General features: G+C 57.5%; 16 protein-coding genes. 9 read left to right on the forward strand and 7 right to left on the reverse strand.

Going from position 1 to position 17,677, the window contains the following annotated elements; all coding sequences use genetic code 11:
• The 3 genes from feoA to greB form a co-directional block, all read right to left on the reverse strand.
• The gene (gene feoA / locus BWI76_RS26650; RefSeq protein ID WP_004126281.1) at positions 1 to 228 is read right to left on the reverse strand and encodes a ferrous iron transporter A; all 228 of its coding nucleotides are present in this window, start codon (positions 226 to 228) and stop codon (positions 1 to 3) included.
• A gap of 411 nt (positions 229 to 639) precedes the next feature.
• Entirely contained in the window at positions 640 to 2,970 is a 2,331-nt protein-coding gene (locus tag BWI76_RS26655) for a Tex family protein (RefSeq protein ID WP_024359788.1), read from the reverse strand.
• 101 nt (positions 2,971 to 3,071) lie between these two features.
• Positions 3,072 to 3,545 carry a transcription elongation factor GreB gene (gene greB / locus BWI76_RS26660; RefSeq protein ID WP_004134279.1) on the reverse strand — a complete coding sequence of 158 codons (474 nt, stop codon included), beginning with the start codon at positions 3,543 to 3,545 and terminating at the stop codon, positions 3,072 to 3,074.
• Between the two features lie 237 nt (positions 3,546 to 3,782).
• Here greB and ompR point away from each other — a divergent pair, with 237 nt between their 5' ends.
• Together ompR and envZ are read left to right on the forward strand one after the other, a co-directional pair.
• The gene (gene ompR / locus BWI76_RS26665) at positions 3,783 to 4,502 is read left to right on the forward strand and encodes a two-component system response regulator OmpR (protein ID WP_001157751.1); all 720 of its coding nucleotides are present in this window, start codon (positions 3,783 to 3,785) and stop codon (positions 4,500 to 4,502) included.
• On the forward strand, positions 4,499 to 5,860 hold the full coding sequence (gene envZ, locus BWI76_RS26670; RefSeq protein WP_024359787.1) for a two-component system sensor histidine kinase EnvZ: 1,362 nt from the start codon (positions 4,499 to 4,501) through the stop codon (positions 5,858 to 5,860). Before ompR ends, envZ begins: the two co-directional genes overlap by 4 nt.
• Before the next feature lie 159 nt (positions 5,861 to 6,019).
• Here envZ and BWI76_RS26675 read toward each other — a convergent pair whose 3' ends face one another.
• Positions 6,020 to 7,291, reverse strand: coding sequence for an acid phosphatase (locus BWI76_RS26675; RefSeq protein ID WP_004134271.1), 1,272 nt, complete (start codon positions 7,289 to 7,291; stop codon positions 6,020 to 6,022).
• 185 nt (positions 7,292 to 7,476) lie between these two features.
• Between BWI76_RS26675 and BWI76_RS26680 the strand changes: the two genes are divergently transcribed.
• Together BWI76_RS26680 and gorA are read left to right on the forward strand one after the other, a co-directional pair.
• On the forward strand, positions 7,477 to 8,319 hold the full coding sequence (locus BWI76_RS26680) for a 23S rRNA (adenine(2030)-N(6))-methyltransferase RlmJ (RefSeq protein WP_004134268.1): 843 nt from the start codon (positions 7,477 to 7,479) through the stop codon (positions 8,317 to 8,319).
• Between the two features lie 71 nt (positions 8,320 to 8,390).
• The gene (gene gorA, locus BWI76_RS26685) at positions 8,391 to 9,743 is read left to right on the forward strand and encodes a glutathione-disulfide reductase (RefSeq protein ID WP_004134266.1); all 1,353 of its coding nucleotides are present in this window, start codon (positions 8,391 to 8,393) and stop codon (positions 9,741 to 9,743) included.
• Between the two features lie 51 nt (positions 9,744 to 9,794).
• Here gorA and BWI76_RS26690 read toward each other — a convergent pair whose 3' ends face one another.
• On the reverse strand, positions 9,795 to 10,418 hold the full coding sequence (locus BWI76_RS26690) for a glutathione S-transferase family protein (RefSeq protein ID WP_004134265.1): 624 nt from the start codon (positions 10,416 to 10,418) through the stop codon (positions 9,795 to 9,797).
• A 121-nt stretch (positions 10,419 to 10,539) separates the two neighbouring features.
• On the opposite strand from BWI76_RS26690, the gene BWI76_RS26695 reads away from it, so the two are divergent.
• The 4 genes from BWI76_RS26695 (at position 10,540) to BWI76_RS26710 (ending at position 14,707) form a co-directional block, all read left to right on the forward strand.
• Positions 10,540 to 11,688 carry an iron-containing alcohol dehydrogenase gene (locus BWI76_RS26695; RefSeq protein WP_004134263.1) on the forward strand — a complete coding sequence of 383 codons (1,149 nt, stop codon included), beginning with the start codon at positions 10,540 to 10,542 and terminating at the stop codon, positions 11,686 to 11,688.
• Between the two features lie 266 nt (positions 11,689 to 11,954).
• Positions 11,955 to 13,607, forward strand: coding sequence for an alpha,alpha-trehalase (locus tag BWI76_RS26700; protein ID WP_004134262.1), 1,653 nt, complete (start codon positions 11,955 to 11,957; stop codon positions 13,605 to 13,607).
• A gap of 68 nt (positions 13,608 to 13,675) precedes the next feature.
• Positions 13,676 to 14,203, forward strand: coding sequence for a GNAT family N-acetyltransferase (locus BWI76_RS26705; RefSeq protein WP_004134260.1), 528 nt, complete (start codon positions 13,676 to 13,678; stop codon positions 14,201 to 14,203).
• A 75-nt stretch (positions 14,204 to 14,278) separates the two neighbouring features.
• Positions 14,279 to 14,707 (forward strand): lysozyme, encoded by a 429-nt coding sequence (locus BWI76_RS26710; RefSeq protein WP_049086117.1) that lies wholly within the window; start codon positions 14,279 to 14,281, stop codon positions 14,705 to 14,707.
• On the opposite strand, the gene BWI76_RS26715 is transcribed toward BWI76_RS26710, so the two are convergent.
• A complete protein-coding gene (locus tag BWI76_RS26715; protein WP_004134255.1) occupies positions 14,704 to 15,312 on the reverse strand; it encodes a DNA-binding response regulator in 609 nt (202 codons plus the stop codon). The two genes, BWI76_RS26710 and BWI76_RS26715, sit on opposite strands and share 4 nt — an antisense overlap.
• Before the next feature lie 359 nt (positions 15,313 to 15,671).
• Complete coding sequence (locus BWI76_RS26720; protein WP_004134253.1) at positions 15,672 to 16,430, reverse strand: SDR family NAD(P)-dependent oxidoreductase; 759 nt, start codon at positions 16,428 to 16,430, stop codon at positions 15,672 to 15,674.
• Between the two features lie 119 nt (positions 16,431 to 16,549).
• On the opposite strand from BWI76_RS26720, the gene BWI76_RS26725 reads away from it, so the two are divergent.
• The gene (locus tag BWI76_RS26725) at positions 16,550 to 17,449 is read left to right on the forward strand and encodes a LysR family transcriptional regulator (RefSeq protein WP_024359777.1); all 900 of its coding nucleotides are present in this window, start codon (positions 16,550 to 16,552) and stop codon (positions 17,447 to 17,449) included.
• Positions 17,450 to 17,677 lie beyond the last annotated feature (228 nt).

Consider the following 17,677-nt stretch of genomic DNA (forward strand, 5'->3'; position numbering starts at 1 on the left):
TTATTGTGCAACCGCTTCCAGCTCAATTAACGCAAGATCCTTTTTACGTAATACCAGGCTAACGCGTCGGGTTTCAATATGAATAGGGTCGCCGAGCGGCGCCACGCGAACCACGTTAAAAGACGAACCCGGCAGCATCCCGAGGGACAGCAGCTTCTGCCGATATGCCGGACTAATATCGCGGGAGAAGCCGGTGATTTTCCACGCACTATCAGGTGTGAATTGCATAGGACCTACTTGTGTATCGCCAACCGAAAGAGAGTTTTCCCCTATGCGCCGCAGACGCGGTGCCAGGGACCATAGCCAACGAAGAATAAAAAACACTCAATGGAAATAATGATAATGAGAATAGTTTTTATCATCAATACATATAATGCGCTCGATTCTTTTTTTAAACAGGAAATTGAGCATTTGTTGATATTGAGCAAACTCTATTTTGTCACGACCGTAGAGAGAATCATTATTTCTGCTTAGCGAATGTTTAATAAAGGTGTCATTGGTTAACGAAATGAAAATAATAATCTCATTATCCGTAATTCGCGCTTATTAAGAGGTTATAAGAAAATACTGATGCTTGTTTGCGCAATATGGCGAAGAGCAGAGAAGAAACGGCCCCTCAGAAAAGGGGCCGGAAAGAGATTAGCGTTTTTTACCCATTGCCGCCGCCAGCGCGTCCATCATCGCGCTGTTGCCCGCTGGCTGCGCCTCGCGACCGCGAGGTTTAGCGGCCTTCGCCGCCGGGCGGTTGCCCTGAGGACGATCGTTTCCGCCGCCGCGGCGCGCGTTGCTGTCGCCAGGCTGTTCGTCCAGACGCATCGTCAGCGCGATACGCTTCCTCGGCAGGTCAACTTCCATCACTTTGACCTTCACGATATCGCCCGCTTTGACCACCGTGTGCGGATCTTCAACGAACTTATTCGACAGGGAAGAGATATGCACCAGGCCGTCCTGGTGAACGCCGATATCGACAAACGCGCCGAAGTTGGTGACGTTGGTCACCGCGCCTTCGAGGATCATTCCCGGCAGCAGGTCGTTCATGGTCTCTACGCCATCGGCGAACTGGGCGGTTTTAAACTCCGGACGCGGGTCGCGGCCCGGTTTTTCCAGCTCTTTGATAATGTCGGTTACCGTCGGCACGCCGAATTTATCATCAGTGAAATCAACGGCTTTCAGATTACGCAGCTCGCTGCTGTTGCCCATCAAATCTTTCAGCGCCTGCTGAGTCGCCGCCAGAATGCGCTCCACCACCGGATACGCTTCCGGGTGCACGGTTGAGGCGTCCAGCGGGTTGTCGCCGTGGTTGATGCGCAGGAAGCCCGCGCACTGCTCAAACGCTTTCGGCCCCAGACGGCTCACCTTCAGCAGCTGCTGGCGGTTCTGGAACTGACCGTTCTCATCGCGCCAGGAGACGATATTCTGCGCCATCATGCGGGTCAGACCGGCGACGCGGGTAAGCAGCGGGACGGAAGCGGTATTCAGGTCGACGCCGACGGCGTTCACGCAGTCTTCCACCACCGCGTCCAGCTTACGCGCCAACTGGGTCTGGCTGACATCGTGCTGATACTGGCCGACGCCGATGGATTTCGGATCGATCTTCACCAGCTCGGCCAGCGGGTCCTGCAGACGACGGGCGATAGAGACCGCGCCGCGCAGGGAAACATCGAGATCCGGGAACTCCAGCGCCGCCAGTTCGGAGGCGGAATACACGGACGCGCCCGCTTCGCTGACGATAACCTTTTGCGCGGTCACTTTCGGGAACTGCTTCTGCACGTCGAGGAAGAAACGCTCGGTTTCACGCGAAGCGGTACCGTTGCCGATCGCCACCAGCTCAACGTTGTACTTTTCACACAGCGCGGCAACCGCCACCGCCGCTTTAGCGGCCTGCCCGGTATGCGGGTAGATGGTATCGGTAGCCACCAGCTTGCCGGTGCCGTCAACGACGGCGACTTTCACGCCGGTGCGCAGACCCGGATCGAGGCCCATGGTGGCGCGCAGCCCGGCCGGAGCGGCCATCAGCAGGTCGTGCAGGTTGCGGGCAAAGACGTTAATCGCTTCGTCTTCCGCCCGCTCGCGCACGGTGCCCATCAGTTCGGTTTCGAGGTGCATCAGCACCTTGATGCGCCACGTCCAGCTCACCACGCCCTTACGCCAGCTGTCCGCCGGGGCGTTGTTCAGGCGCAGGCCGAGATGGTCGATAATGATTTGCTCGCCGTGACTCTCTTTCGGCGGCTCGTCGAACTGCGGGTCGGCGTTTAAAGAGAGCTGCAGCACGCCTTCATTGCGGCCGCGGAACATCGCCAGCGCGCGGTGCGACGGCACGGTGGCGATCGGTTCGTGATGATCGAAGTAGTCGCGAAATTTCGCCCCTTCCTCTTCCTTACCGCTGACGACGGTCGCCACCAGGTGGGCGTTCTTCCACAGATAGTCGCGCACTTTCGCCAGCAGGGCGGCGTCTTCCGCAAAGCGCTCCATCAGGATATAGCGCGCGCCGTCGAGGGCGGCCTTGCTGTCCGCGACGCCTTTATCCGCGTCGATATATTTGGCGGCTTCGGTTTCCGGGTCGTGGGACGGTTCGTTCCACAGCAGCTCGGCCAGCGGCTCCAGTCCGGCCTCAATGGCGATCTGCCCGCGGGTGCGGCGCTTCGGTTTGTACGGCAGGTAGAGGTCTTCGAGTTCGGTCTTACTCAAGGTCCCGTTGATGGCTTTTTCCAGCGCCTCGGTCAGTTTGCCCTGCTCGCCGATGGACTTCAGGATTGCCTGACGGCGATCTTCGAGTTCACGCAGATAACCCAGGCGGGTTTCCAGATTACGCAGCTGCGTGTCATCCAGACCGCCGGTGACTTCTTTACGATAGCGTGCGATAAACGGCACGGTGTTCCCTTCATCAAGCAGGCGAACGGCAGCTTCTACCTGTTCAGCCCTGGCCTGAAGTTCACCCGCAATAATGCGGCAGAGCGAATCATTCATCATCGGTTTAATTCATCTTTAGGATCAAAAATCAGGGGGATAGTTATACGGACTGACACGGTAAAATGCCAGCCACGACCCAAGCCTCTCGGAATGTTCCGGGCTTATTTGACGTATTCAATTTCATTAACATACCAGGCCGCCTCGCCCGCGGGCGTGTTAACGATAGCTAAATCGCCGACCTCTTTTTTCAGCAGCGCGCGCGCCATTGGCGAATCAATGGAGATGTAGTCATTGCGGCCAAAGATTTCATCGTAGCCGACAATCCGAAAGCGCTTCGTCTCGCCCGCATCGTTTTCAATTTCCACCCACGCGCCGAAAAAAACCTTCCCCTCCTGCTGCGGCGAATAATCGACGATTTTCAGCTGCTCAAGGCATTTGGTCAGATAGCGCACCCGGCGGTCGATTTCACGCAGGCGCTTTTTATTGTACTGATAGTCGGCGTTTTCGCTGCGGTCGCCAAGGCTCGCCGCCCAGGTCACTTTTTTGGTAACTTCCGGACGTTCTTCGCGCCACAGGGTGTCCATCTCTTTCTTCAGTTTTTCATACCCTTCACGGGTGATCAGCGGCGTTTTCATCGAAGGTTCCGGCTCCTGATTACAAATCTTTGTGCAATGCTGCGCACAATTCGTCGCACGTCATCATAGCAACAGGATAAATAATGTGTCTTATGCTTAAATGTATACTTAAGCTGCTGTTAAATATGCTTTGTAACAATTTAGCCTGGAATATATACCAGATTTCGCTGGTGGGCGACCCGGGCTTTTTTGAGAATACGTACTGACAATTGCAGTGAACCTTTGGGAGTATAAACAATGCAAGAGAATTATAAGATTCTGGTTGTCGATGACGACATGCGCCTGCGCGCGCTACTCGAACGTTATCTGACCGAGCAGGGCTTCCAGGTTCGTAGCGTGGCGAACGCTGAACAGATGGATCGCCTGCTGACTCGTGAATCCTTCCACCTGATGGTGCTGGATCTCATGCTGCCGGGCGAAGATGGCCTGTCCATTTGCCGCCGCCTGCGCAGCCAGAGCAACCCGATGCCGATCATCATGGTCACGGCGAAAGGGGAAGAAGTTGACCGTATCGTGGGCCTGGAAATCGGCGCCGACGACTACATCCCAAAACCGTTCAACCCGCGCGAGCTGCTGGCCCGTATCCGCGCCGTGCTGCGCCGCCAGGCTAATGAACTGCCGGGCGCGCCTTCGCAGGAAGAGGCGGTGATCGCCTTTGGTAAGTTCAAGCTGAACCTCGGCACCCGCGAGATGTTCCGTGAAGATGAACCCATGCCGCTGACCAGCGGTGAATTCGCGGTACTGAAAGCGCTGGTGAGCCATCCGCGCGAACCATTATCCCGCGATAAGCTGATGAACCTCGCCCGCGGCCGTGAATATTCGGCCATGGAACGTTCCATCGACGTACAAATCTCCCGTCTGCGCCGCATGGTGGAAGAAGACCCGGCGCATCCACGCTATATCCAGACCGTTTGGGGCCTGGGCTACGTTTTCGTCCCGGACGGCTCTAAGGCATGAAACGCGTGCGCTTTTCGCCGCGAAGCTCGTTTGCCCGCACCCTGTTACTGATCGTCACCCTGCTGTTCGCCAGCCTGGTGACGACCTATTTAGTGGTGCTGAATTTCGCGATCCTGCCCAGTCTCCAGCAGTTTAATAAGGTTCTGGCCTACGAAGTGCGTATGCTGATGACCGATAAACTGCAGCTGGAAGACGGCACCCAACTGGTGGTGCCCCCGGCGTTTCGCCGCGAGATTTATCGCGAGCTGGGCATTTCGCTCTATTCCAACGAAGCGGCGGAAGACGCAGGCCTGCGCTGGGCGCAGCATTATGAATTCTTAAGTCAGCAGATGGCGCACCAGCTCGGCGGGCCGACCGAAGTGCGGGTGGAAGTGAATAAAAGCTCGCCCGTGGTGTGGCTGAAAACCTGGCTCTCCCCCAATATCTGGGTGCGCGTACCGCTGACCGAAATCCACCAGGGCGACTTCTCGCCGCTGTTCCGCTACACCCTGGCCATCATGCTGCTGGCGATTGGCGGCGCCTGGCTCTTTATTCGTATTCAGAACCGACCGCTGGTCGACCTGGAGCACGCGGCGCTGCAGGTCGGGCGAGGCATTATTCCCCCGCCGCTGCGCGAATACGGCGCATCGGAAGTGCGGTCGGTGACCCGCGCTTTTAACCATATGGCGGCTGGCGTGAAGCAATTGGCGGACGACCGTACGCTGCTGATGGCCGGAGTCAGCCATGATTTACGCACCCCTCTCACGCGTATTCGTCTGGCGACGGAGATGATGGGCGAAGAGGACGGCTATCTCGCCGAATCGATTAATAAAGATATCGAAGAGTGTAACGCCATTATTGAGCAGTTTATCGACTACCTGCGCACCGGTCAGGAGATGCCGATGGAGCTGACGGACCTTAACGCGGTGCTGGGGGAAGTGATTGCGGCGGAGAGCGGCTACGAGCGAGAAATCGCCACCGATCTGCAGCCGGGCGAGATCCCGCTGCGCGTGCATCCGCTCTCCATCAAGCGCGCGCTGGCGAATATGGTGGTTAACGCCGCCCGCTACGGCAACGGCTGGATTAAAGTCAGCAGCGGCAGCGAGGGAAACCGGGCCTGGTTCCAGGTGGAAGATGACGGTCCGGGGATTAAACCAGAGCAGCGCGAGCATCTGTTTCAGCCGTTCGTGCGCGGCGATAGCGCCCGTACGATTAGCGGAACCGGCCTCGGCCTGGCTATCGTTCAGCGCATCATCGATAACCATAACGGCAAGCTGGAACTTGGTTCCAGCGAACGCGGCGGATTATTAATTCGCGCCTGGCTGCCGGTGCCGATGAATCGCGCTCTGCCAGCGGTAAAATCCACCAAAGAGAGCTAGATCGGCCTTAAACCAACCTCATCCGGTACGCCCGCATAAAACCGCCCGGCGGCGGCTCGCGCCTTACCGGGGCTACGAGCTCACCACCGTCTGCGGACCAGTAGCCCGGACAAGGCGCGTCAAGCGCCGCCTCCGGGACGTTGCCGGACTGCTTCAGGTTTAATGCGCTTTATTCGCCATCTGATACGCCGCCGGCAGATTCAGCCGCTGCCAGAACTGCTGAGCGTCATTCTCACCGGAGAGCGGATACCCTGCGGGCAGCGCCGTTTTGACCATCAGCGCCCGACGCTGCGCGGCGGACAGATTCGGCAGCGCAGCCTCCAGCAGCACTTCAGCCCCTTGCGGCACCTTCAGGCTCTGTTTTTCACCCTTCTGCTGCGGCAAATCGTAGGTCATGGTGAAACGATAAAACGCCTTCATCGCCGGGTCGCGATACGGATCGTCTTTCGCAGGCATCTTCGCGCATTCCGCCAGCGTCGTGCCGCACTCCTTCTCCAGCGCGGCGCGCAGCTGATCGCGGGCCTCATTAAACAGCCCGCGATACTTCGCGTCATTCAAATAGTGGGCGACGTTGCGCTGCGCCACCATCCGCGAGCCCATCACGTCCAGCGGATAGTGCACGCCCAGCACGATGCGCGAATAGCCATAGCGAGCGCCGCGGGTAACCAGCGCATCGAAGCGCTCCGGGATCATCTCCGCCATTAGCAGAGCGTCGGTATAGCCTGTATTGGTGTGCCCGCTTGGAAACGAGCCGCCGTCTGCGGTATAGGGCTTATTGTCCTTAACGACCACATCGTCCGGCACCAGATGGATGGTATTGCCCTGAATCAGGAACGGACGCGGGTTGTTAAAGTGCTTTTTCGCCGCCCCGGTACTCACTTCAGAGGCTTTGATCAGCGCCGCCGCCTTACCGAGCTCGCCTTTGTCGTAGGCGGCGAGGAACGCTTTGCCGAGGCGCGGCCCCAGCGCATCGCTGAGGAAGTAGAGATAGCTGATGCCCTCGGCATCCGCCAGCGCCTGATGGCGGGAGGTCTGTACGGCATCGCGGTTAATGGCGGTGACCGTCGCCAGATTTTGCTCAATCACCGCCTGCGGCAGCGCAGTGAACGCCGAGAGCAGCTCGATTCCCGCCTGCTGGTTGGCTTTGGTCTGAAAGTCGTACCCGCTGGCCTTCAGCCACGCGGTATCCGCCTGGGTTTTATTCTGTCTGGCGTGTTCAAGCTGGTCGCGAGTCAGGGTCGCCGCATCGCCCTTCAGCGCGTTGCGCAGCTGCGACAGGCTTTGGCTCTCCAGCGCGTCAAACGCCGGGCTGGCGGCGGCTAGCGTCACGGCGTTGGCCATTGTTGCCGCCTGGTTCAAAGGGACCTCTTTCGCCAGTACCGGCAGCGCCAGCACGAGCGCCGTTGCGAGAAGCGTGATTTGCATTTTCATTATTTTTCCTTTTATTCAAACAATTACCTTGCCTGTACGTGACGCTAGCCTCTCTGTTTGACGCTTTTATGACACGGTTATGTTTTGCAACGCTTTAAGCGGAATGGAAACAGCGCGGCGGTAATCCAGGCCGATCTGCGGTAAACTATCGGTAATCTTGTCTAAATCCCGGAATCACCGTATCCATGCTCAGTTATCGTCATAGCTTTCACGCAGGCAACCACGCCGACGTTCTTAAACACACCGTTCAGAGCCTGATCATTGAATCGCTCAAAGAGAAAGAAAAACCGTTTCTCTATCTGGACACCCACGCCGGGGCTGGCCGCTATCAGCTGAGCAGCGAACACGCCGAACGTACCGGTGAATATCTCGAAGGCATCGCCCGCATCTGGCAGCAGGATGACCTGCCCGCCGAGCTGGAGCCGTATGTCTCCGTCGTTCAGCACTTCAACCGTAGCGGCCAGCTGCGCTACTACCCCGGCTCGCCGCTGATTGCCCGCCAGCTGCTGCGCGAGCAGGACAGCCTGCAGATGACCGAACTGCACCCGAGCGATTTTCCGCTGCTGCGCGCCGAGTTTCAGAAAGACGACCGCGCCCGGGTTGAAAAAACCGACGGCTATCAGCAGCTGAAGTCTAAGCTGCCGCCGGTTTCTCGCCGTGGGCTGGTGCTGATCGACCCGCCTTACGAAATCAAAAGCGACTACCAGGCGGTCGTGACCGGTATTCATGAAGGCTACAAACGCTTTGCCACCGGCACCTACGCGCTGTGGTATCCGGTGGTGCTGCGGGCGCAGATTAAGCGCATGATCAAAGAGTTAGAGGCCACCGGCATTCGCAAAATTCTGCAAATCGAGCTGGCGGTGCGCCCGGACAGCGACCAGCGCGGGATGACCGCCTCCGGGATGATCGTCATCAACCCGCCGTGGAAGCTGGAGCAGCAGATGAACAACGTTCTGCCGTGGCTGCATAAAAAGCTGGTGCCGACCGGTATCGGCCATGCCACCGTCAGTTGGATCGTGCCTGAGTAATCGCAGTCATCGGTGGAAACTATTGATTTCAGGTATACAATCGCGCCAATCAGACATTAAGGATAAGACTCATGAGCAAGCATTATGACTATATCGCCATTGGCGGCGGCAGCGGCGGTATCGCCTCCATTAACCGTGCCGCTATGCACGGCCAGAAGTGCGCGCTGATTGAAGCCAAAGACCTGGGCGGTACCTGCGTAAACGTCGGCTGCGTACCGAAGAAAGTGATGTGGCATGCGGCGCAGATTCGCGAAGCTATCCATCTGTATGGCCCGGATTACGGTTTTGATACCACGATCAATCACTTCGACTGGGATAAACTGGTCGCCAGCCGTAGCGCCTATATCGATCGTATCCACACCTCCTACGATAACGTGCTGGGCAAAAATAAGGTCGACGTGATTAAAGGCTTCGCCCGTTTTGTCGATGCGAAAACCATCGAAGTGAACGGCGAGACGATAACCGCCGATCATATTCTGATCGCCACCGGCGGACGCCCGAGCCATCCGAATATCCCCGGCGTCGAATACGGGATTGATTCCGATGGTTTCTTCGAACTGCCGGCGCTGCCGAAACGCGTTGCGGTTGTCGGCGCGGGCTATATCGCCGTTGAGCTGGCGGGCGTGATTAACGGCCTGGGCGCGGAGACGCACCTTTTCGTGCGTAAACACGCGCCGCTGCGTAGCTTCGATCCGCTGATTGTGGAAACGCTGGTTGAGGTGATGAACGCCGAAGGCCCGCAGTTGCACACCAACGCCATTCCGCAAGCGGTGGTTAAAAATGCCGACGGCAGCCTGACCCTGGAACTGGAAGACGGCCGCAGCCAGACCGTGGACTGCCTGATTTGGGCGATCGGTCGCGAACCGGCGACTGATAACTTCAACCTCGCCGCTACCGGGGTAAAAACCAACGATAAAGGCTATATCGTGGTCGATAAATTCCAGAACACCAACGTTCCGGGTATTTACGCCGTCGGCGATAATACCGGCGCCGTCGAGCTGACCCCGGTCGCCGTCGCCGCAGGCCGTCGTCTCTCCGAGCGTCTGTTTAACAACAAGCCGGACGAACATCTGGACTACAGCAACATCCCGACCGTGGTGTTCAGCCATCCGCCTATCGGCACCGTCGGCTTAACCGAGCCGCAGGCGCGCGAGCAGTACGGCGATGAAGCGGTGAAGGTGTATAAATCCTCTTTCACCGCCATGTATACCGCCGTGACCTCACACCGCCAGCCGTGCCGCATGAAGCTGGTCTGCGTCGGCCCGGAAGAGAAGATTGTCGGTATTCACGGTATCGGCTTCGGGATGGATGAGATGCTGCAGGGCTTCGCGGTGGCGCTGAAAATGGGCGCAACCAAGAAAGACTTCGACAATACCGTGGCAATCCACCCAACCGCGGCGGAAGAGTTTGTGACCATGCGCTAAGACGCGCACCACGCATGAAAAAGAAGCTCTCAGGAGCTTCTTTTTTTATCTCTACGCCACGCCATTATTGCCGTGGCGCTTAAACGCCGGCCGCTGATTCAGCGCCATATACCAGCGCTCCACTTCCGCCATTTCAGGATGGGCGAACGGCGTCATTTTCCAGCGATGCACAGACAGGCCAAGGACAATATCCGCCAGCGTAAACTCGCTACCGGCGACCCATGCCCCGGTTTGCTGCAGCTGCGTATTGACGATCTGCACGCAGCGGGTCCAGGCGGCGATACTCTCTTTGATAGCCGCCGGGTCCTGGAAGCGCGGGTCCTTGCGCACCAGCCCCATAAAGGCGTAGCGCCAGGCCGTGTTAAATTCCGTTGCCTGCCAGTCCATCCAGTGCTCAACCTCGGCGGCAGCCCGCGGCGCCGTGGGGAGCAGGTCTTCCCGCCCGGCTTTGCGCGCCAGGTAGCGGCAGATGCTGTTCGACTCCCACAGCACAAAGTCGTCATCCAGCAGCACGGGTACCAGACTGTTCGGGTTAAGGGCGCGAAACTCAGGCGTCTCGATGGACTGAAACCCGCTGCCGTAATCCTCCTGCTGATACTCAAGTCCCGCTTCCTCGCAGGTCCACAGCGCTTTACGCACGTTAATTGATGAGCGTTTGCCCAGTATTTTTAGCATTGTCAGCAATTCCTCAATCAAAAGAGATGGTTGTTTCACAATACTGCATCGGCGACGCATGTACACCCGGATAATGTGTATAGTGGATTGCAGGATTTTTCTCCAGAACAGGTTATCCGACATGCTGACCTCTTTTAACGTTTTAACGCCGGGCAATATCCGCTTTGGGCGCGGCCTTGCTTGTAGCGCTGCGCCCTGGCTCGCCGGACGTTGCGCACAGATACTGCTGGTTCACGGCGCCAGCCTGACGCGCGCAGAGTTTTTGTTAAGCGAACTCCACGCGCGCCAGCTGCACGTCACTACGCTCTCTATCGCCCATGAACCCAGCCTGCAGGACATTGAACGGGGCGTTCGTCTGGCGCGGGAAAAAGGCGTCGGGGCGGTGGTCAGCCTCGGCGGCGGCGCGGTCATTGATGCGGGCAAAGCCATTGCGGCGCTGGTGCCCGCTCAGGGACCCGCGATTGAATATCTGGAAGTGGTGGGCTCCGGGCGCCTGTTAGAGGCCAATCCGCTGCCGTTCGTCGCCATTCCCACCACGGCCGGTACCGGGGCGGAAGTCACAAAGAACGCGGTGATCAACGTCCCTGAACAGCAGCGTAAAGTCAGCCTGCGCGATGACCGCATGCTGCCGGATCTGGCGATTATCGACCCGTCGCTCACCGACAACGCGCCGCGCGCGGTGACCTTAGCCTCCGGTCTTGACGCCATCACCCAGGTGATTGAGCCGTGGCTGTGCGCCCGCGCCAATCCGTTTACCGACGCGCTCTGCCGGGAGGCGATCCCGCGCGGCATCAAAGCGCTCAGAACGCTGATGATAAAAGAGTGCCCGGATAGCCGCGATGAGATGGCATGGGTCAGCCTGTGCGGCGGACTGGCGTTAGCCAACGCCGGCCTCGGCGTGATTCACGGTCTGGCAGGCCCCTTAGGCGGTCTGAGCAACGCCGCCCACGGCGCGCTTTGCGGCAGCCTGCTTCCCTTCGGCCTGGCGCTCAATGAAACCCAGGTTAGCGACGAAAAAATCCGCCAGCGCTTTGCCGACGTACGCCAGTGGCTGGCGGCGGGGCTGGACGTCGACCCGAACAACGCCTGGGAGAGCCTGCGCGAGTGGAGCCAGCGCGCCGGGCTGGGCAACCTGCGCGAGCTCGGCGTCCCCCGCGAAGCGCTGGAACCCGCGGCCCTCGCCGCCAGCAGTTCATCATCGATGAAGGCTAACCCGGTCATGCTGACCAGCGAGCAGCTGCTGGAGATGCTGGAAGCCGCGTGGGAGTAATGGCTTTATTGCTAAAGCGCCCGGAAATTTAGATTTTGTTGCAAAACGAAATCTCCGAATTTTTTGGCGCAATACGAAGCGGTTAAAATGGTTTTAATGCGCCAGGTCAAATAGTTAAAGCAGAAACCTCGAGCTGAAGGCTTAGAACAAAGCGTGATCTACCGCACACTTCTCTTTTCGTTTCCCGCTGCGAATGTCTAAGCTTAATAGACAGGTCGGGCGCGCCCGGCATCCTCTACTGACGCAATCCGGAGGTCCGTACCACTATGTTCAGCCAGAAATTACGCAACGTTGATGACGATGAGCTCAGGATCGAAAACGATCCGTGCTACGAAGCCGATCCGTATGAGTTAAAGCTGGATGAAATGTTCGACGCCGAACCCGAACCGGAGATCATTGAAGGGCTGCCCGCCTCGGATGCCCTGACCCCTGCCGATCGCTATCTGGAACTGTTCGCTCACGTCCAGAAGTCACGCATTTTCGCCGATAGCAAAACCTTCCCTGACTGCGCGCCGAAGCAGGACCCGCTGGATATTTTGATTCACTACCGTCGCGTAAGGCGCACTCCCGGATTCGATCTCCGCCAGTTCGTTGAAGATCACTTTTGGCTGCCGGATAGCCGCGCCGAGGATTACGTCTCCGATCCTAATCGATCGTTAAAAGAGCATATTGATAACCTGTGGCCCGTGCTGACCCGCGAGCCGCAGGATCATATTCCCTGGTCGTCGCTGCTGGCGCTGCCGCAGTCATATATCGTTCCCGGCGGCCGTTTTAGCGAAACCTACTACTGGGATTCCTACTTCACCATGCTGGGGCTGGCGGAAAGCGGCCGCGAAGATCTGCTGAAGTGCATGGCCGACAACTTCGCGTGGATGATTGAAATCTACGGCCATATTCCCAACGGCAACCGCACTTATTATCTCAGCCGCTCGCAGCCCCCGGTCTTTGCATTGATGGTTGAACTGTTTGAAGAAGATGGCGTCCGCGGCGCTAAACGGTACCTTGACCATCTGCAGATGGAGTACAGCTTCTGGATGGACGGCGCGGAATCGCTGATCCCCAATCAGGCCTACCGCCACGTGGTGCGTATGCCGGACGGCTCGCTGCTAAACCGCTACTGGGACGATCGCGATACGCCGCGCGATGAGTCATGGCGGGAAGATGTCGAAACGGCAAAACACTCCGGCCGCCCGCCGAACGAGGTCTATCGCGACCTGCGCGCCGGAGCGGAATCCGGCTGGGACTACTCCAGCCGCTGGCTGCGCGATATCACCCGGCTGGCGAGCATCCGTACCACCCAGTTTATCCCCATCGATTTGAACGCCTTCCTGTTCAAGCTGGAGAACACCATCGCCAACCTCTCCGGCCTCAAGGGCGATCGGGAAACAGAGGCCGCGTTTCGCCAGAAGGCCAGCGACCGCCGGGCGGCGGTGACCCGCTATCTGTGGGATGACGAGAGCGGCTGTTTTCGCGATTACGACTGGCGCCGCGAGCAGCTGGCGCTGTTTTCCGCCGCCAGCATCGTCGCGCTCTACGTCGGCATGGCGACCCATGAACAGGCCGACAGGCTCGCCGACGCGGTACGCGCCCGCCTGCTCACTCCGGGCGGTATTATGGCGACCGAATATGAAAGCGGCGAACAGTGGGATAAACCCAACGGCTGGGCGCCGCTGCAGTGGATGGCGGTACAGGGTTTTAAAATGTACGGCCAGGATCCGCTCGGCGATGAGATAGCGCAGAGCTGGCTGCAAACGGTGAATCATTACTATAAACAGCACTACAAGCTGATTGAAAAGTACCATATCGCCAGCGCCACGCCCCACGAAGGCGGAGGGGGTGAATATCCCCTCCAGGACGGCTTCGGCTGGACCAACGGCGTGGTGCGCCGGCTTATCGGCCTGTACGGCGAGCCGTTGTAAAAGCGCGCTATTCCCGGGGTCGATGTCCTGCTATGTTCATGGCATCGACTTTCGCCGGAACTCTTGCCATGCCCGAACTGGTTACCCCACACCTGCGCTGCTCGCCGCTGCAGCTTGACGACTGGCCCTTTTTTCTCAGCCTACAGCAAGACCCCCAGGTCATGCTCTACGTCGCGGATCCTCGCCCGGTAGCGGAAATTCGCGACGCTTTTGATTCGCGGCTTCCCGCGTGGTCGCCGGGGGCGCCCCACTGGCTGTGCCTGGTGGTGCGCGACCGCTATACCCACGCCCCCCTTGGCCTCACCGGTTATCATCACCATGCCCCCGACAGCGCTGAAGCGGGTTTTCTGTTCGCTCCCCATGCACAGGGCAAGGGTTACGGCTATGAATCTCTGCGCGCGCTATGCGATTACGCCTTCTCCACGGGCGGCATCCGGCGGCTTACGGCAACCGTCACCGCGGGCAACCTGGCATCCAAAAATCTGCTCCAGAAGGTGGGTTTTCACCAGGAAGGCGAGCTACGCGAATGCTACTGGCTCAATGGTCGCTGGCACAACGATTGGCTTTTTGGCCTGCTGCGCCGCGATTACAACTAGCCTGGGCCATCTGGCGAATAGGGGACGACGGGCTTTTCCTCTACACTGCAGGCCGACAACAGAGGAAGGCAATAAATGTCACCAACGATACCGCCGCTAAGCCTGCAGGGCCTTGAGTTTATTAAGCGCGCCCAGGGATTAGCGCTCGTCCCCTATCGGGACGAAAGCGGCCTGCACGTGATTGGCTACGGCCATGTTCTCAACGACTATGAAACGTTCAGCCACTTCACGCGCGAGGTCGCGGAGACCTTACTTACTGTGGATCTACTGCAATGCCAGCGCGAGCTTAAGCGCAGCCTGCGGGTTACGCTTAATCAAGCGCAATATGATGCGCTGGTCTCTTTAGCCTTTAGCTGCGGGGCGGCGTCTCCGGCGCTTAATATTGTTTTGACCCATCTTAACCATCAGCGGTTCGCTGAAGCGTTGAACGCATGGGGAAATATTCGCAGCAGCCGCGAACAGCGGCGCGAAGAGTGCGCACGATTCAAAGCCTGCACCGATTAAGTTTCGCTAATGCTATTAAAAATCATCGCCGCCTGGGTACGATTCTTCACGTTAAGCCGGCGATAGAGCGACTCAAGATGGGCCTTTACCGTGCCGACGCTAATATTTAACGTACGGCTAATCTCTTTATTTGAATCACCGGCGGCCAGCAGCTGTAAAACCTCACGCTGGCGCTGGCTTAAATGAACCCATTTATTATCCCGCGCTTCCGCCGTCATTAGCCAATCGCCCGGTAGACGGAGCAGTCCCAGCAGGACGCTGTTGATCGCCTGAGCGAAAGTTTGCAAACCTTCCTCGCGTTGCACGATGCCCCGCACATTGTAAGGCAGCGCGCGCTGTAGCCAGCTCTTATTATTGTCAGAAACAGTCAGTAGTACCTGAGATTGCGGGAAGCGAAGCTGTTTTTCCTGCAACAACCAACAACAAAACTCGCTGTGCATATCACCATCCAGAATGAGCAGCGCGTCAGGGTGCGCCGTCAGCGTCTGCCAGAGCTGTTCAGGCTGACAGGTGCCAAAAAGATCAATTTCGGGAATGTATTGCTGAAGGCCAATTTTCATGCCATGAATAAATATCGACTGCCTGTCAAACATGATTACCTGCATGGATTTATCTCCATCAAAGAAATGCCCGATTTAATCAGGGGGAGGGGAATATCAGCAAGTAAAATAAGCGCTCGCTGTTTGGCTCGGGGCATTTTACCGATAGAGAGAATTAACTAAATATCATAACAATGAATAGTTACAGGCCTTGTTGATACCATTACTCATTCACAATAATTATTACACTTAAATTAAGGAAATCCTTAATTACCGGGCAAGAAAAGAATAAACACAATATTAATTTTTCTATTTTAAACGAACCCGGAAACGCAGGCGATGGCAAAATCAGGAACGTATGTTACGGAGTAAGAAAACGCATGAAATGCGCGTTGCCCCGCCATCATCGATGGCGGGGCGCTCGATCACAAAAACATCCCGCCTGACACTTCTACGCGCTGGGCGTTCATCCAGCGCAGGTCATCGCTCAGTATCGCGGCGATGGCATCGCCAATATCATCCGGAAGCCCTACTCTTCCCAGCGCCGTTTGCGCGGCAATATGCTGATTCACCTGAGCGTTATCCCTTACGACGCCGCCGCCAAAATCTGTTTCAATCGCGCCAGGCGCGATGATATTGACCGAAATTCCGCGTGCCCCTAGCTCCTTCGCCTGATAGCGCGTCAGCACCTCCATCGCGCCTTTCATTGAGGCATAGGCCGCGTAGCCCGGCAGAGCAAAACGCGCCAGCCCGCTGGAAACATTGAGGATCCGCCCCCCGTCCTGCAATAACGGCAGCAGGCGTTGGGTGAGGAAGAACGGCCCCTTAAACTGGATGTTCATTAATTCATCAAACTGCGCTTCGCTGGTTTCAGCAAAAGGAATATTCAGACCGATTCCGGCATTGTTCAATAAATAGTCGAAGGTATCCCGTTTCCAGCGCTCCTGCAGCACCTCCGCCACCTGCTGAGCAAAAGCATCGAAACTGCCGACATCACCGACGTTTAACGGTAATGCCGCGGCTTTCACGCCCGTTCGCTCAATTTCAGCCACCACGTCCAGCGCAGCCTGCTGGTTGCTGCGCCAGGTCAGAATAATATCAGTTCCCTTCGCAGCCAGCTTCAATGCGGCGTTTTTTCCCAATCCACGGCTGCCGCCGGTGACTAAAGCGATACGTTGAGTCATCAGAAAACCCCTTCTCGGTTGCATTTGCAGAGTTAAAGAGCTTATTAGCTGCTATAAAAACAATAAATATGGCAAATTACGTTTTACTGTTTCCCGAAGAACAACAATAGGCCGCCGGGATGGATAAAATTCACGCAATGCAGCTGTTCATTAGGGTAGCGGAGCTGGAAAGTTTTTCCCGCGCCGCCGACACCCTTGGCCTGCCGAAAGGGAGCGTATCGCGCCAGATTCAGGCGCTCGAGAGCCACCTTGGCGCTCGCCTGCTGCACCGCACGACCCGCCGGGTGCAGCTGACCCAGGACGGCATGGTCTACTACGAACGCGCCAGAGACCTGCTGAGCAATCTTGAAGAGCTCGACGGTATGTTTCAGCTCGACCCCTCCAGCATCAGCGGGCGTCTGCGGGTTGATATGCCCGTCGCAGTGGCGAAAAAGCTGGTCATTCCGCAGCTGCCGGCGTTTTTGCAGCAGTATCCGGGCATCGAACTGGAGCTCAGCAGCAGCGATCGGTTAGTCGACGTGGTCCGCGAGGGCTTTGACTGCGTGGTGCGCGTCGGTACGCTGAAAGATTCCGGGCTGATCGCGCGGCCGCTAGGCAAGCTCACGCAAATTAACTGCGCCAGTCCGCAGTATCTGACGCGCTTTGGCTATCCGCAGTCGCTGGACGATCTCGCGGATCATGCGCTGATCCACTACGCCAGCAATCTGGGCGTTCGTCCGCTCGGATTTGAAGTGGTCAGCGATGGCGCGGTTCGCTGGGTTAAAGCGGGCGGCGTGCTTACGGTCAATAGTACCGAGACCTATCAGGCGTCGTGTCTGGCCGGACTGGGGATTATTCAGGTTCCACGGATAGGCGTTCGCGAAATGCTGCGCACCGGCGAACTGATCGAAATTCTTCCCCACTACCGCGCCGAACCGCTGCCGGTGTCGCTCATTTACCCGCACCGGCGTAATCTCTCGCGGCGGGTACATCTGTTTATGGAGTGGCTCGGCGGGATGATGAAAAACTATGTTGATTAGTCCGCATGATGAAAAATCCGTATTTGAGAGGGTGCCGATATTTTCTGCCGGATGGCGGGTGAGGCCTGAATAAGAATAAAAAATCAACTATATCATTGCATTATCAACTTCCCGCAGGCCTGGACAATGGCAGAAGAGCGCGCTTCAACCGCTCTCGGATTCATAGACCCGATGGCCCCGGTACGCCTTATCCGCGATTTTACGTATATAATTTTGATGAATACCGCT

This window comes from Klebsiella sp. M5al (genome assembly GCF_002090195.1).
Classification (GTDB): Bacteria; Pseudomonadota; Gammaproteobacteria; order Enterobacterales; family Enterobacteriaceae; genus Klebsiella; species Klebsiella grimontii.